Here is a 15,021-nt window from a genome sequence, read left to right as displayed (position 1 = left end):
TTCAACTTAAGAACTTCACTACATTGAATAACTATTTTCACCTTACACTGACATTGGTCCAGATGCCAATTGAAGAGTATCTGTAATGGCAATTTGCGGCACAATCCAAAATCGTCCTTTGCAAAAATCCCAAACCTGTGTCTTAGTCTAAGCCACTTCATTGATTGAACATAGCCTATACTATATCAATTGAAGGGAGTTATAAAAATGGTAAATCCAATGCGTTTTAATGACGGACGCCGATTTTCTCCAGGCATGGGCCAATTCGGAAGACCTTTTTTCCCAGGGAGACCATTCTTCCCAGGAAGACCTTTTTTCCCTGTCAGCCCATTTTTCCCAGTAAGTCCATTCTTTCCTATATTCCCATTTTTCCCCGGCTTTAGACCTGGTTTCCGTAGATGGTAGGAATTCTTTTTTGAACTATCGATTTATTAGACAAAAATTTAAAACAACGCTATAGAACTAGACTTTGTAAAAGCTCAAGAGAAGATGCAAAAGTTTCTATAGCAATTATTAGTGGCAAGATCAATAACATTACTGATGAAGGTATGATGATTACGGGATATCTAGTCCTTTCGGCAGACCAAAGAAGTTTTATAATAGCAACTAGCCCCCGCAATCGTCGAGGGCTTTTTAGTGAGTAAATCTGATTCTTGGCTTGCAGACTATATAGCTCGGGACTCTATTTTCCTTATATTCGCTCGAGTCACCTTCGTTTTTACTTTCTTCAAAATTCGCTCAGGTAGCCTTACTTTGGGATAAATCCCATCAAAAAAATCCCTTTTAGCAAAACTACTAAAAGGGATTTCAACTATTTCTGCCAATTATTAAGTTCCTTTAACAACTCCGGTAGCTGCAATTTCTTCACATCAATCGGTGGTAACGCCTTAACAAATTCCTTACCGTACGACTTTGTTGAAATACGGCGGTCCAAAACTATAAAGGCTCCTTTATCCTGTGATGAACGGATTAAACGACCAAAGCCCTGTTTAAAACGCATGATGGCTTCTGGTAGTGATAGCTCATTGAAAGAATTGCGACCTTGTGCGGTAATATGTTTTGCTCGCGCTTTAAATACTGGCTCTTCCGGTGAGGAGAACGGCAGGCGTACAACGATCACCGATGCAAGAGCGTCACCCGGAACGTCCACACCCTCCCAGAAGCTATTTGTCCCAAAAAGAACGGCATGGCTAAACTTTTGGAATGATTTCAGAATTCGCATACGGCTACCACCCGTAACTCCTTGCGCAAAGAGCATATAGTCATCAAGGAGTTCACTATCTTGAATAAGCTCCACTGTTTTTCGAAGCATGTCCTGAGAAGTAAATAGGACAAAGCAACGTCCTTCAGTCATTCTCACGGTACGTGTAATTGCATGAGCGACTGCTTCAATATATTCGTCCTGAGTCACATGTTGAATTTCAGGCATATCGGTGACAATAAATGCCTTCGCACCTGCATAATAGGATGGTGGTGCTTGGAGCTTTATTACTTGCACACTATTAGAAATACCAAGTTGACTCGTCACAAAACGCTCATTACCTGGCACCGTTAAAGTACCTGAAGTCCACACAATGCTTGCATGCTTACGGAGAGGCGTAAGTACTTTTTCAATGATAGATGTGACATTAACAGGCTTTTTATAGATATGTAAGCTGCCAGGAACGCTTCTTACATCAAATTCTAGCCATACTGAATTAACATCCTGTGAAGATAGGAAAATTTCTTCCCATTCCGCGATTTTTACTTTTAATTCACGAATCCAATAATGCCATTCAGATAAAATAAAGAGCTCATTTTTATCTAATTGCTCAATATCATTTTCAAAGGCCAGCCCTACTTCTGTAGCAAGATCAAGCCATTGCTGTGTGAGCTTACTCACTTGTAGAAGAGGTTCTTTTGCTAGCGTTACATCCTCTAAAAACAAAGTGCATTTACTACTTGCTTGCTTCCCTTTTATTTGTTGCTGCATTTTTTGTACAGCCCGTTGCATAGTTTCATCGAATGTCCGTTGTAGACGTATAAATTGTGCATCTAGTCGCTGTAAGCTTTGCATAGAAACGCGGTGTTTTTTCTTAGCTGCCTGACTAAATTGCTGGAACAAAGCAGTTTCTTCCATCGTTCCAATTTGGCCGAAAATGTACTTCCACTGCGTATAGGAGAAGACAACTTCATCTTGCTGCATAGCAGATTGTATAAATTGATGTGCTTCGTCAATGATCCATCCGTCAATTTGTGTAAATATTGGTGTTTGACGTACTAAATCACTGAGTACCATAGAATGATTCGTTACAATACAATCAGCAAATTCACTATTTTTTAACGCTTGCTCATAAAAATCAAAGCCCTTTGAAGGTTTTTCATCAGGCATTTTGCGGATTTTCTCTAAAAATAATTGTCCGCCCCCAGATACATTAAGCTCACTTAGCACACCTGTTTCTGTTTTAGTCAGCCAGACAAGAATTTGCAAAATCGTAAACGTATCATCATAAGTTTCATCAGCATAAGCCATACATTGCTCAAAGCGGGCAACGTCAATATAATGCTGCATACCCTTAAGAACAGCAATATTTACTTTTGTGCCAAGAATTTTTTCAATCTTTGGTAGCTCTTCCTCAACAAGTTGCTCCTGCAAGTGTGACGTATATGTGCTAATCGCAATTTTTTTATCGACTGCTCGAGCATACAAAATCGCAGGAAGTAGATAGCCTGCTGTTTTACCAATACCTGTTGAGGCCTCTATAACGCATTCCCTTTTGTCATTGAGCGCTTGCCAAATCGTGTCCATCATCTCGAATTGCGCTGGTCGTTGCTCGAAATTCGACATGGCTTTTGTCATTAATGCTGTTTTATCAGCTGCTGTTTGTGGATATGATACAACCTCCGCATGATTTGTATACTTTTTTCGTCCATCACAAATAGCCAAATTGCGGTAGTAGGAGACATTCTCATTAACAGTTACATGTTGTCGTTTAATTTGAAGAGCCTCGAAGAAAAGCTGGGATAAATTTGACTTCAATCTGAATGAACGTTTATGCATTTGTTCTAGGGTTAGCTGAGGGAGGCTGAGTAACTCCTTCCAGCATCGTTTAAAGAGCTCCGCTGTTGCACGGGCATCGTCATCTGCTCTATGTGCATTTGTAAGCTCTATATTTAAATCTGCCGCTAAATCACCTAGCTTAAATCCAAGTGACATTGGGAACAAAATTTTGGCAAGCTCAACCGTGTCCATCTTTTTACCTTGCCATTTTGATAAACCCGCACGCTTGAACTCTGCTTGTAAAAAGGATAAGTCAAAATCCGCATTATGCGCGACGAATACACAATCGGCAAGCAGTTCATATATGTAGTCGGCATGTGCCTCAAACGGCAAGGCATCCTTTACATCCTCATCCGTAATATGCGTTAAATCCTGAATGAAAGTTGGAATAGCTTTACCTGGATAAATAAACTTCGTATACGTTTGTTCAATTTCCCAATCTTTCATTATAACAATTGCTATTTGAATCATTCGGTCCCCATTTGCCGGTGAATGACCAGTCGTCTCTAAATCAACAATTGCATACTTTTGACTTTCCATCATACATCTCAACTCACAGTTCACATTAGATAGATGAATTTTATCACATATTTGGCTCAGCGGCATCCCTTCACCATTGTTGATTGATCATAAAAAGACTTCTGAACAATTATCAAGATTTAAGCAAGAATCTCCAAATTAATATATTTATAAAAATATGACCTATCACCATTACGTGTGGTTGATTTCCGTTCTGGCTGTGCGCTTTGCCGCTGACGCTTCGCTTTCGCGCAGAGCAGAGCTTCCTGGGGGCGTCTGATGAGCCGCTTCGCTGCGTTCCAGGGTCTCGGGCCAACACGATGTTGGTCACGAAGGCGTTATCACAGGACGTGATGCTTTTAACCTTCGTTCCTCTATATCGCTAATCCCCAAGGAGTCGCCCAGCCGTAACGAAAATCAACTTCAAGGCATTACGTCTTAAGAAATGTTATCCACAACTTTTGATGATGAGTTAAAAACATATCTTTAACGCAATTCTAGTTTGTAAAATTTTCAAATTCACTTTAATGCTCATATGATAAACCTTTTCTTTAACAATTTTTTGACATAACAAAAAGTGTACATCAACTAATTATGCCTCGGCATAATTGCGACCGAAGGCTTTAACTTAGTAATGTACACTTTCAAATTATGATGAGTTCAATCATCTTATAAAAAAATTGTCTTTAAAGCTACAAAGCAGTCTCCACTTTTATCACATTACATCACTGTTGCTTCTGGCTCATAGGCAATCATTTCTTTAATTGTATTGCCCTCGCCCATAATAGCCACTGTTGGCTTATGATCTTTTGCCTCTTCGTTATCGACATACACGTAAGAAATAATAATGACAATATCTCCACATTGTACTAGGCGTGCTGCTGCTCCGTTCACACAAATAACGCCTGATCCACGTTCCCCTGCAATAATATACGTTTCAAAGCGTGCGCCATTATTGTTATTAACGATATGCACCTTTTCGTTTGGTAGCATTCCTACTGCATCTAAAATATCCTCATCAATCGTAATAGAACCAACATAGTTTAAATCTGCTTGTGTCACTGTAGCTCGGTGGATTTTACTGTTCATCATCATTCGTAACATTTTACAATCCTTCTTTCACATTAAAGATACAATTATCAATTAAACGAGTTTTACCAATATAGACGGCTGCCGCTAAAAGCACTTGCTCCGTTTCAGCAAATACGGGTGTTAAATCCGGATACGCCAACAGTTCAATATAGTCAATTTCGCCATGTGTACGTGCTGCAATATGTGCCTTTGCTTTCGCAAGCGCATTTGTCGCATCCCGATTCGCTAAAAAGCTATCACGAGCAAGCTGTAGCGCTTCATTAATGGCGGGTGCCTCAAGACGCTCCGCTTCACTTAAATACACATTACGAGAGGATTTCGCTAAACCATCCGCCTCCCGTACAATGGGTACTACTCGCATGTCCAAAGGAAAATTAAAATCTCGAACCATCGTCGCAATTATAGCAACTTGCTGTGCATCTTTTTGTCCGAAATAAGCTCGTGTCGGCTGTGCTAAGTGAAATAACTTTGCTACGACCTGTAAAACGCCATCAAAATGTCCCGGACGGCTCGCCCCGCAAAGAATGGTTGCCTGTTCACCCGCATGAATGCGAATACCGCCATTACTTGGATACATTTCTTCCACACTCGGTGCGAAAATAATATCTACACCGGCAGACTCTGCCAAAGCAGTATCCCGTGGCAAATCACGCGGATAGCTTTCAAAGTCTTCGTCTGGCCCAAATTGTGTTGGGTTGACAAAGATACTCATCACGACTAAATCATTTTCAGCACGAGCTGTTTTTGCTAGCGTTAAATGCCCCTCATGTAAATACCCCATTGTTGGAACGAGTCCAATTGATTTTTGTGCTTGCTTAGCTGCTTGAATTTCTACGGATAGTGCATGGATTGTAGTGACGACTTTCATTACTTTACGCCCCCATATAGCTGATCCAATGCTTCCTCTTTCATTGTGAAGGAATGCTTCGGTGCAGGGAATGTACCTGCTTTTACCGCTTCTACGTAACTAGCTATTCCACTGCTTGCTTCATGGCCCATATTAGCAAACTGTTCTACAAATTTTGGTACATGATGTGAACCGTAGCTTAACATGTCATGATAAACCAATACTTGCCCATCAGCCTCCACTCCAGCTCCAATGCCAATAGTTGGAATAATAAGATTAGCGGATACCATCTCTGTTAGCTGATGCGGAATACATTCTAAGACGACTGCACACGCTCCAGCTTCTTGACATTTTTTTGCATCTTCAATTAGCTTCGTTGCCTGTTCAGCTGTTTTACCCTGAACTTTGTAACCACCTAGCACTCCCGCAGACTGAGGTAGTAAACCTAAATGAGCTACCACCGGAATGCCAGCTGACGTTAATTTACGAATTGCTGGTAGAACATCGTCTGCTCCCTCTAACTTTAGTGCATCTGCTCCTGTTTCTTGCATCATCGATACTGCTGTTTTTAACGTCTCGTGTACATCACCGTGATACGAACCAAATGGCATATCCACAACAACAAACGTATCTTTCGCCCCGCGGCGCACTGCTTTTGCATGATGGACCATGTCTGCTACTGTTACTGGCATTGTAGAATCATAGCCTAGTACGACCATACCTAGTGAATCTCCCACTAAGATCATATCGACGCCTGCCTCTTCGGCAAATTTTGCAGCTGGATAATCGTATGCAGTAAGCATCACGATTTTCTCATCTGCTGTCTTCATCTTTAAAAAATCTGAAGTTGTTTTCATCATGTAGTCCTCCTTTTTTAAGGGAAGAAAACAGAAAAACCCCTCTGTTCCTAAATTGGACAGAAGGGTAGTGTTTCGTTCGTTATCAAAAACACCTCTCATTGTTGATTAGAGGCCATAACTTAATAAAGGGAGGGAATGAAATGAATTGCCCATTCCATTAAATTAAGTTATATTTTTGAACGCTTGTTTTCTTCCGTCCCTGTCATTAAAAGATCAAGGCAGATATTTATTGTAAATAAGTCTAACGTTTTTGAAGGTGCCGTTCACAAAAGGATACTGCCCTTCGCACATACTATAACAGATTCCCCTAGTAATCTTCAAATATTATTTTCTAATAATTACGATCAATAACTATTACTAAATTTAAACCATTCGTTTCTGAAAGCTTGATTTTCGATAAACTTCAAACATTGTAAATAGGAACAGGGCAAATAATACTATAAATAAACCAGACGATACTTTTGTAACTGGTACATAAACATCCCAAAATGAATTGGTTAAAGCGTTTCTCTAGAGCTCTATAATGCAATTTGACAATTAATGCTATATATAATATACTTCCACCATACTATACGGCATATAATATAAAATCTCGTATAGGTAAACCATTGTGAGGTGAGAAAAGATGACATTTCAGCTTGGCTCAGCTTTACTTGACGCTTGTGTACTCGCTATCGTCGATAAGGAAGATGCTTACGGCTACTCATTAACACAGCAAATACAATCTGTGATGGAGATATCAGAATCTACGCTGTACCCTGTATTACGTCGTTTACAAAAAGCAAATTACTTAACAACCTACGATCAGCCTTACCAAGGCAGGAATAGACGCTATTACAAAATTACTGATCAAGGTCGAATACGTTTACTTGAGCTATTAAAAGAATGGCAAAGGTATAAAGAAATGGTCGATTGTGTACTTATAGGAGGGAACAAGGATGAATAGAGCAAGCTATTTGAAAAAGCTACGTGGGAAATTACAACGTCTTCCAGCGCATGAGGTTAATGCTGCGCTTGCCTATTATGAGGAATATTTCGATGAAGCAGGAGAGGAAAACGAACAGCGGGTTATTCAACAGCTAGGGTCCCCTTCTCATGTTGCATCACAAATAATGGCGGACTATGCATTAAAGGATTTAGAAGCAACTTCAACTTCAAATTCAACTTCGACTAAGAAGAATATGTCCGCGATTTGGCTTATCATTCTAGCAATCATAACTGCTCCTCTTTCATTACCGTTACTTGTTGTTGCTATAGCACTTATTTTTTCATTTGGAGCAGTAATATTCAGCATTATTATTGCGATTATCGCAACTATGCTTGGTATCTTTTTCGGTGGAATTGTTGCACTTATTTCAGGCTTCTTCATTTTAACTCAGCACTGGCAGACAGCGTTACTCTTTATGGGTGTTGGCTTTATTGTTACGGGTCTTGGCATCTTGCTTTTCCCAATCGTTGCTCGTTTGATCAAAACAATCGTTGTTGTTTGTGTTGAAGCGTTAGGTAATCTATTCCATAAAATAATGAAGAAACGGAAGGAGGGATACTAATGACGTCTCGACATACCCATATCGCCATTACTATGATTGCTTTCGGCATGCTATTAGCTCTAGTTGGTTATTTCTCCGGTGGGAAATGGAGTTTTGTGTTAACTGATGAAGGCATCCAATTGCCAGAGAGCAATAAACTAGTAAACAATTCCTATAAACTAGATGATTTCACTAACCTCAATGTTATCAATAACTATGGAGATGTTGAAATTGTTACTAGTGATCATTATGCATTAGAAACAAATGTTATTAAAGAAGATGATGTGACGTACAGTATTAAAGATCATACATTAACGGTTGAAACAAAGAGTAAAAAGAAGAACGGTTTCGAATTCGGATTTGGTAACTTCAGAAGTCCTTCCATCAAAATCTATGTTCCTTCAGATGTAAAATTGAAAACCGTTGTCCTTGATAGTAATTTTGGGGATACAACCATTCGTGGTTTGAAATATCATGAGTTAAATCTAATTGAAGATTTCGGAGACATTATACTTAAAGACACTACTGGTGAGAAAACAGAAATTACACAATCATTTGGTGATATGAAGCTACAACAATTTTCAAGTAATGGTTTCGTTGCCGAAAGTGAACATGGCGATATTAACATTGATGGAACATTAAATGGTCAATCCAATATTACGTCTGATTTTGGAGATACTACACTGCATTTACAAAATAAAAAAAGTGAACTTGGCTTTGAATTAGAAACTGACTTCGGGGATCTTACAGTCGATAAGAAAGATCAAAACGGCAAAGTATCACAATTATATAAGGGTGATAACCAGTTAAAAGTAACTCTTTCATATGGCGACTTACAGTTAACCTTGAAATAAAGTAAGCTCCCAGTTCAATTTTCTTCACTGATACGGCAGAATTACACTTTTTGTGATTCTGTCTTTTTAATAATTTTTATATAATTAAGTTCCTCCCCTCAAACAATAGCAATAATTCCTAGTTTATTTTATCTTACGAGCAGCGAACAGAGCTTTGGAAGAAGAATATTTCAGATACTACGAATTATGTACTGGTAGTTGAAAATGAACAAGAAGAAATAATCGGCTTTGCAACTGGTGGTACACGAAAGACAAATTCAGTTGTAAATTCAACTGATTTGACTTCTATATATCTTTTAGAAGAATATCATGGAAAGGGCATCGGTAAACAACTACTCAAAGAAATATTCACCTATTTTAATCAAAAAGGATATGAAAAAGTATTTGTCGAAGTATTGGCAGAAAATAAAACACGTTATTTCTATGAATATTATGGTGCACAATATATAAATAACATCGAAATTAAAATTGGCGGAAAAATAGTAGAAGAACTTATTTATGTATGGAATGATATTGATAAGTTAATAGAAAAAATAAAATAAGCGTTTTTTATTGGGGGCATGTAATGAAAACTATAACGGGAACGATCTCTTTATCGGTCTCTTTTACATTATTCATTTATTTGTTCAGAAAAAATGGAGCATTTAGTTAAATACGACTCCAGATTCCTTTTTCTTCCAATTATTTTACTAATATTTTCTCTGATCTTTTTTAGACACGACTACAAACGAGAAAAAAATAGACGGAGCTAAATGTATTTCAAAAAATATGAAAGAACGTATATTTTTAGATTCGAAAATATACGTTCTTGTTAGATAAGTAAGTGCACATTGTATTTTATGTTTCTATAAAATTTTTATATCTCCAGCATAAATTGTTCGGACAGTGCCGTCATTCTCTGTTAGCTGCAGTACACCTTCATCGGTAATCCCACTGGCAATGCCTTCAAAGCGCCCACGTAAAGTTGTCACTTCAATACGTTGTCCAATAGTACATGACATTTGTTCCCATAGCTTTTTAATGCTAGCAAAGCCCTCCTTCACGTATAAATCCGTGAATTGTTCTAAATATTGAAGAATAGACGCAACAAGGGCTGCACGATTAATTTCCTCACCCGCTTCTAAATGTAAAGATGTTGCAATATCAGCTATTTCTGGGGAGAAATCTGATTCGACTTGATTTGCATTAAGACCTATGCCTACTAGTAGTGCTTGTACACGGTCTGCCTCAGCCTGCATCTCTGTTAATATACCTGTACATTTTTTACCGTTAATGAGCAAATCATTTGGCCATTTAATGGCTGGTTCAATTTGTTTATATAATGTTTTGATCGCCATCGTAACCGCAACTGCTACGACAAGCGTATACGATGAAGCTTGCTGCGGAGTAACATCCGGTCTTACAATAATCGTCATCCAAACCCCTGTGCCATTTACAGATTCCCATGGTCGTGCCATACGACCACGACCGGCAGTTTGCTCCTCACCGATTATAATCGTGCCATGTGGAGCGCCCTCTTGTGCAAGCTTATGGGCGATGATTTGTGTCGAATCTACAACATCAAAATAATGAATTTCACGTCCAAAACGTTCCGTATTTAAAAATAGTTCAATTTGTGTTGGACTTAAGCTATTCGGCACACCCGTCAGTACATAGCCCTTTTTCTTTACCGTTTCAAACGTATAGCCTTCCTCCTGTAATGACTGCATATGTTTCCATACAGCAGTACGTGATACTCCAAGGGAATCGGCTAGCTCCTGACCCGAAACTGCTTCACCATTAGCAGCTAATATTCTTTTTAAAATTTCATCCTTCATAGAAATACTCATGCTAATCAATCCTTTAGTAAACTCTGCTATTTAAATTATTGTGTTAAACCTTAATTAGTATTAATCATACTGTAAATTATGACAATTGACCACAATCTATCATCAAATATCTTTTAGCTACTAATTATTCGATATTTTTAACTATCGTTGGATCACCGTCATAACGTAGGGTTGATTTCCGTTCCGGCTGGTCGCTTTGCTTTCGCTACAGAAAACATTTGCCGCTTTCGCGCAGATAAAACATTGCCACTAACGCTTCGCTTTCGCGTTGAGCAGAGCTTCCTGGGAGCGTCCGATGAGCCCCAAGGAGTCACCCAGCCTCCACTACAATCAACTTAGCACATAGTATGCATTTTAACAAATATCACATCCAACTTTTGAAGATAAGCCAAAAATAGAGCTTAAATTAATAAGGAACCGTCTTATTCTTTTTAAGACGGTTCCTCATCATACAGAAATGATAAAAATCAACGTTTATCATTCTTTTTTGAAATAATCATGTTCTATCCAATTCTTTATGTGCTGTCGGTCATTTTGAAGTTCACCTTTGACAACCGCTTCAAGCATTGCCTGCAACACTTCTTTTACCCATGGTCCACCTTTTATTCCAGACCATTTTAATAAATCCGTCCCCTTTACAATAAGCTCTTGCTTGTGTCTAATAGGAAGCTTTGTCTGTATTTCTTGAATACTTTGCTGTGGTATTTGAACGTCAAGCTGTCTCAGCTCCGCAAAATAACAAGCTGCCTCGAGTTCCTGTTGTGTATGCGAAAAGTAATCCATATTCGTCCAGCCATTTTTTAAAGCCTTTAAAGCTGTTAGCACACCTTTTACAAATGCCATCTCTTTATTCGATAAACGATAGTCGCCTAGCACTTCTCGCCAATGATCACCCTGTAACATTGAAAAATATGCCCAGCCTAATAGTTTGTCCTGTGTGTTAAAATTACACCAGTCATCTGCTTGAAAAGTACCACTTAAATGATTCACTAAGCTACTTTCCTCAAGCTTTCTAATACCATTAAAAACATCTTTCCCTACCCATAGCTTATCTAGCTCTGCCTTTATACGCTCCTTTGCAATCCAAGAAATAGTATTAGCCTTGTCCTGCATTGCTCGCAAGGTCTCTGATTCAATTAGAAAACCTAGCTGTGCTGAAAAACGTACGGCTCGCAGCATTCGTAATGCATCTTCCGAAAAGCGTTTCTGTGCGTCACCTACAGCTCGAATGACACCAGCCTCAATATCTTTGCGCCCCCCGTAAAAATCAACAAATGAGCCATCACGACGCATAGCAATGGCATTCATCGTAAAGTCTCGGCGCTGTAGATCATCTTTTAGCGAACGTACAAATTGCACTTCCTCTGGTCTACGGTGATCCGTATATTCCCCATCTGTGCGATATGTCGTTACCTCCACCGATCCAGCTGGCACGATAACAAGTATCGTCCCATGCTGAATTCCTATATCAACCGTGTGATTAAAAACAGATTTTACTTCGTCTGGCATGGCATTTGTTGCAACATCTACATCATGGGCAGGGCGACCGAGTATGGCATCTCGTACCGCACCACCGACGATTACTGCTTCAAAGCCCGCGTTTTCTAGTTGTTCAATAACTGAATAGGCCTCTTGCCATTCTTTATTGTTTTGCATGATTTCTTTCAGCAACCTTTTCATACAATTTTTCATATTGTTCTACAATTTTTGATGAATGGAATTTTTCATCAACAGCACAAATGGCTGCCTCACGGAAACGTTGTAATTTCTCTTCATCACTCAAGAGGTTCACAGCATATTCTGCCACAGCGTCTGTATCTCCTAATTCCACTATAAAACCGTCTACACCGTGTTCAATGACTTCTGGAATACCGCCTACAGCTGATCCAATACAAGGTACACCACAAGCCATTGCTTCAAGTAAGACTAACCCGAATGATTCTTGCTGTGATAGTAATAATTTAAGGTCACTGATTGCATACAATTCAGCTAAATTTTCTTGTTTACCTAAAAATAGAACATCCTTCATGTAAGGACTTTCCTTTACTTGATCCATTACACGATGCTTTTCAGGGCCATCTCCTACAAGCAACAGCTTTGCCTTCATGTTTGCGCGAATCTTCATAAATGCGTCTATTATATGAGGAAGATTCTTAATTTTACGGAAGTTAGATACGTGAATAATAACTTTTTCGTCTTCTTCAATTCCGAATTGTTCCTTTAGGCTTCCTGAATTGCGCGGGAAATATTCACGTTCATCAACAAAGTTGTAAATCGTATTAATCGGCTTTACTGTATCGATAAGCTCATAGGTTTGTTGCTTTAATGCTTCTGACACTGTCGTTACGATATCAGATTTGTCAATGCCATACTTAATTGCCTTTGAAAGAGTGGAATCCTGCCCAAGTACCGAAATATCTGTACCATGTAGCGTTGTGACAATCCCAATGTCACGACCACTCATTTCACGAGCTAAGACAGCACAGACCGCATGTGGTATCGCATAATGCACATGAAGCACATCTAGCTCTTCATCCTTAATCACGTCCGCCATTTTACTCGCTAATGCTATATCATACGGCGAATATTGAAATACTGAATAATTATTAACTTCTACTTCATGGAAAAAGACGGTTGGATAAATTTTATTCAATCGAAATGGTACGCTTGAGGTGATGAAATGAATCTCGTGTCCTCTCTCTGCAAGCATTTTTCCTAATTCTGTTGCAATAACACCAGAGCCTCCAACAGTTGGATAACAGGTAATGCCGATTTTTAGCTTTTTCATTCGATTATCATCCTTTCTAAATCACGTCTTTTTTAATCTCGTCTTTCTTGAATCAGTCTCCAATCCACAAAGCCTTCCTGTAGGCCTTTTAGTAATATTTCTGCAGTTCCCATATTTGTGGCCAGTGGCACTTGGTAAACATCACAAAGTCGAATCAGTGCAGAAACATCTGGCTCATGTGGTTGTGCTGTTAAAGGATCACGGAAAAAAATGACCATGTCCATATCATTATTGGCAATCATTGCGCCAATTTGTTGATCCCCACCGAGTGGTCCAGAACGGAAACGTGTTACCTCTAAGCCTGTAGCTTCAATAACACGCTGTCCTGTTGTACCTGTAGCAAACAACGTATGCTCATTTAGAATATTACGATAAGCAATAGCAAACTGTACTAAATTATCTTTTTTGCGATCATGTGCAATTAATGCGATTTTCATAAAGCTTCCATCCCAATCTTTAGATGATGTTTTCTAAACCATATACAAGTTGATCCATTTTCATGACTTCTTCTACACAAAATGCAACACCAGACATAAAAGAATTACGGTTTAATGAATCATGACGAATTGTTAAAAGCTGTCCGTCTCCACCAAATAACACTTGTTGGTGTGCCACTAAACCTGGTAAACGAACAGAGTGAAGGCGCATGCCGTCCAATTCTGCCCCTCTCGCACCCTCAAGTGTTTCTTTTTCCTCTGGATGTCCTTGCATTTTTTGTGCACGCACCTCTTGAATCAATTGTGCTGTTTTAACAGCTGTTCCAGATGGTGCATCTAACTTTTGATCGTGGTGCATTTCAATAATTTCAACATCAGGTAAATATTTTGCCGCTTCCTTAGCAAACTTCATCATAAGGATTGCCCCTATCGCAAAGTTCGGAGCAATAATGCAGCCAAGCTCTTTTTCTTTAGCCATTGCTGATAATTCCACTAGTTGTGCATCTGTAAAGCCCGTTGTACCAATTACAGGGCGTACATTTAAATGCAAGGCTTCTTTAGTATGTTTATATACTGCATGCGGGTTTGTTAAATCAACTAATACATCTGGTGCAGTTGCCTCTACAAGCTCTGACATGTCTGTAAAGATTGGAGCAGTATAACTCGCTGGAAACATTTCCAAATCAGCTAATGTTTTTCCTACTTCTTTATAATCTAGTACAGCTACTAATTCCATTTTGTCATGCTTCATGACCATATGTACAGCCTCAGCCCCCATCTTTCCCCTAGGTCCTGCAATAGCTACACGAATTGACATTATTCTTCATCCTTTCTAGTCCAGCGATCTTTATCCCTTGTTTCAAATTTATGTATAACGCGTAAAAGTGCTTCATCTAATTTAATGCCTTGTGCATTTGCAAAGCAAACTAAAACAAAGAAAAAGTCACCTAATTCTTCTTCAATGCTGTTAGCATCCTCTGTACTCTTTTTCTTCTTTTGCCCGTAAACGTCCTGTACCTCACGAGACAATTCGCCAAGTTCCTCAGTTAGACGAGCCAATAACTCAAATGGTGGGAAATAACCTTCCTTAAATTGTCCTATATAATCATCCACACGCTGCTGTAAAGCTTGCATTGTTACTTGTTCAGTCATTTAAATCACACTCCTACTTACCATCGTATATAATTTACACCATTGTTGTCAAAAACAATAAAATGTCAGATAAT

Annotated in this window: 14 protein-coding genes; 4 read left to right on the top strand and 10 right to left on the bottom strand. The window is 38.9% G+C overall.

The window, feature by feature from the left end; all coding sequences use genetic code 11:
* Positions 1 to 811: 811 nt before the first annotated feature.
* The 4 genes from dinG to panB form a co-directional block, all read right to left on the bottom strand.
* On the bottom strand, positions 812 to 3,583 hold the full coding sequence (gene dinG, locus ABE34_RS07600) for an ATP-dependent DNA helicase DinG (RefSeq protein ID WP_197141476.1): 2,772 nt from the start codon (positions 3,581 to 3,583) through the stop codon (positions 812 to 814).
* Positions 3,584 to 4,279: 696 nt separating this feature from the next.
* On the bottom strand, positions 4,280 to 4,663 hold the full coding sequence (gene panD / locus ABE34_RS07595) for an aspartate 1-decarboxylase (RefSeq protein ID WP_197141474.1): 384 nt from the start codon (positions 4,661 to 4,663) through the stop codon (positions 4,280 to 4,282).
* A 1-nt stretch (position 4,664) separates the two neighbouring features.
* A complete protein-coding gene (gene panC / locus ABE34_RS07590) occupies positions 4,665 to 5,519 on the bottom strand; it encodes a pantoate--beta-alanine ligase (RefSeq protein WP_197141472.1) in 855 nt (284 codons plus the stop codon).
* On the bottom strand, positions 5,519 to 6,355 hold the full coding sequence (gene panB / locus ABE34_RS07585; protein WP_197141497.1) for a 3-methyl-2-oxobutanoate hydroxymethyltransferase: 837 nt from the start codon (positions 6,353 to 6,355) through the stop codon (positions 5,519 to 5,521). The genes panC and panB overlap by 1 nt, the downstream gene beginning before the upstream one ends.
* Positions 6,356 to 6,983: 628 nt before the next feature.
* Here panB and ABE34_RS07580 point away from each other — a divergent pair.
* The 4 genes from ABE34_RS07580 to ABE34_RS07565 all read left to right on the top strand — a co-directional run bounded on the left by ABE34_RS07580 (position 6,984) and on the right by ABE34_RS07565 (position 9,283).
* Positions 6,984 to 7,304, top strand: coding sequence for a PadR family transcriptional regulator (locus tag ABE34_RS07580; RefSeq protein WP_197141470.1), 321 nt, complete (start codon positions 6,984 to 6,986; stop codon positions 7,302 to 7,304).
* Positions 7,297 to 7,908, top strand: coding sequence for a DUF1700 domain-containing protein (locus ABE34_RS07575; RefSeq protein WP_197141468.1), 612 nt, complete (start codon positions 7,297 to 7,299; stop codon positions 7,906 to 7,908). The genes ABE34_RS07580 and ABE34_RS07575 overlap by 8 nt, the downstream gene beginning before the upstream one ends.
* Complete coding sequence (locus ABE34_RS07570) at positions 7,908 to 8,741, top strand: DUF4097 family beta strand repeat-containing protein (RefSeq protein WP_197141466.1); 834 nt, start codon at positions 7,908 to 7,910, stop codon at positions 8,739 to 8,741. Before ABE34_RS07575 ends, ABE34_RS07570 begins: the two co-directional genes overlap by 1 nt.
* 125 nt (positions 8,742 to 8,866) lie before the next feature.
* Positions 8,867 to 9,283, top strand: a complete 417-nt coding sequence (locus ABE34_RS07565; RefSeq protein WP_197141495.1) for a GNAT family N-acetyltransferase — start codon at positions 8,867 to 8,869, stop codon at positions 9,281 to 9,283.
* Between the two features lie 303 nt (positions 9,284 to 9,586).
* On the opposite strand, the gene ABE34_RS07560 is transcribed toward ABE34_RS07565, so the two are convergent.
* The 6 genes from ABE34_RS07560 to ABE34_RS07535 all read right to left on the bottom strand — a co-directional run bounded on the left by ABE34_RS07560 (position 9,587) and on the right by ABE34_RS07535 (position 14,947).
* The gene (locus ABE34_RS07560; RefSeq protein WP_197141464.1) at positions 9,587 to 10,570 is read right to left on the bottom strand and encodes a biotin--[acetyl-CoA-carboxylase] ligase; all 984 of its coding nucleotides are present in this window, start codon (positions 10,568 to 10,570) and stop codon (positions 9,587 to 9,589) included.
* Between the two features lie 477 nt (positions 10,571 to 11,047).
* Positions 11,048 to 12,226: a CCA tRNA nucleotidyltransferase gene (locus tag ABE34_RS07555; RefSeq protein WP_197141493.1), complete on the bottom strand. Its 1,179-nt coding sequence runs from the start codon at positions 12,224 to 12,226 to the stop codon at positions 11,048 to 11,050.
* Positions 12,213 to 13,358 (bottom strand): N-acetyl-alpha-D-glucosaminyl L-malate synthase BshA, encoded by a 1,146-nt coding sequence (gene bshA / locus ABE34_RS07550; protein ID WP_197141462.1) that lies wholly within the window; start codon positions 13,356 to 13,358, stop codon positions 12,213 to 12,215. Before bshA ends, ABE34_RS07555 begins: the two co-directional genes overlap by 14 nt.
* A 32-nt stretch (positions 13,359 to 13,390) precedes the next feature.
* Positions 13,391 to 13,795, bottom strand: coding sequence for a methylglyoxal synthase (gene mgsA / locus ABE34_RS07545; RefSeq protein ID WP_197141460.1), 405 nt, complete (start codon positions 13,793 to 13,795; stop codon positions 13,391 to 13,393).
* A 19-nt stretch (positions 13,796 to 13,814) separates the two neighbouring features.
* Positions 13,815 to 14,612: a 4-hydroxy-tetrahydrodipicolinate reductase gene (dapB, locus tag ABE34_RS07540; protein ID WP_197141458.1), complete on the bottom strand. Its 798-nt coding sequence runs from the start codon at positions 14,610 to 14,612 to the stop codon at positions 13,815 to 13,817.
* Positions 14,612 to 14,947, bottom strand: coding sequence for a nucleotide pyrophosphohydrolase (locus ABE34_RS07535; RefSeq protein ID WP_079559931.1), 336 nt, complete (start codon positions 14,945 to 14,947; stop codon positions 14,612 to 14,614). Before ABE34_RS07535 ends, dapB begins: the two co-directional genes overlap by 1 nt.
* Positions 14,948 to 15,021: the final 74 nt, after the last annotated feature.

Source organism: Lysinibacillus sphaericus (assembly GCF_015844675.1).
Taxonomy (GTDB): Bacteria; Bacillota; Bacilli; order Bacillales_A; family Planococcaceae; genus Lysinibacillus; species Lysinibacillus sphaericus_E.
This window is presented reverse-complemented; position numbering and strand designations above follow the sequence as displayed.

Bases quoted from the DNA above. Each gene is read 5' to 3' on its own strand.
- dinG (WP_197141476.1), bottom strand. From the start codon at position 3,583: ATGATGGAAAGTCAAAAGTATGCAATTGTTGATTTAGAGACGACTGGT.
- panD (WP_197141474.1), bottom strand. From the start codon at position 4,663: ATGTTACGAATGATGATGAACAGTAAAATCCACCGAGCTACAGTGACA.
- panC (WP_197141472.1), bottom strand. From the start codon at position 5,519: ATGAAAGTCGTCACTACAATCCATGCACTATCCGTAGAAATTCAAGCA.
- panB (WP_197141497.1), bottom strand. From the start codon at position 6,355: ATGAAAACAACTTCAGATTTTTTAAAGATGAAGACAGCAGATGAGAAA.
- ABE34_RS07580 (WP_197141470.1), top strand. From the start codon at position 6,984: ATGACATTTCAGCTTGGCTCAGCTTTACTTGACGCTTGTGTACTCGCT.
- ABE34_RS07575 (WP_197141468.1), top strand. From the start codon at position 7,297: ATGAATAGAGCAAGCTATTTGAAAAAGCTACGTGGGAAATTACAACGT.
- ABE34_RS07570 (WP_197141466.1), top strand. From the start codon at position 7,908: ATGACGTCTCGACATACCCATATCGCCATTACTATGATTGCTTTCGGC.
- ABE34_RS07560 (WP_197141464.1), bottom strand. From the start codon at position 10,570: ATGAGTATTTCTATGAAGGATGAAATTTTAAAAAGAATATTAGCTGCT.
- ABE34_RS07555 (WP_197141493.1), bottom strand. From the start codon at position 12,226: ATGCAAAACAATAAAGAATGGCAAGAGGCCTATTCAGTTATTGAACAA.
- bshA (WP_197141462.1), bottom strand. From the start codon at position 13,358: ATGAAAAAGCTAAAAATCGGCATTACCTGTTATCCAACTGTTGGAGGC.
- mgsA (WP_197141460.1), bottom strand. From the start codon at position 13,795: ATGAAAATCGCATTAATTGCACATGATCGCAAAAAAGATAATTTAGTA.
- dapB (WP_197141458.1), bottom strand. From the start codon at position 14,612: ATGTCAATTCGTGTAGCTATTGCAGGACCTAGGGGAAAGATGGGGGCT.
- ABE34_RS07535 (WP_079559931.1), bottom strand. From the start codon at position 14,947: ATGACTGAACAAGTAACAATGCAAGCTTTACAGCAGCGTGTGGATGAT.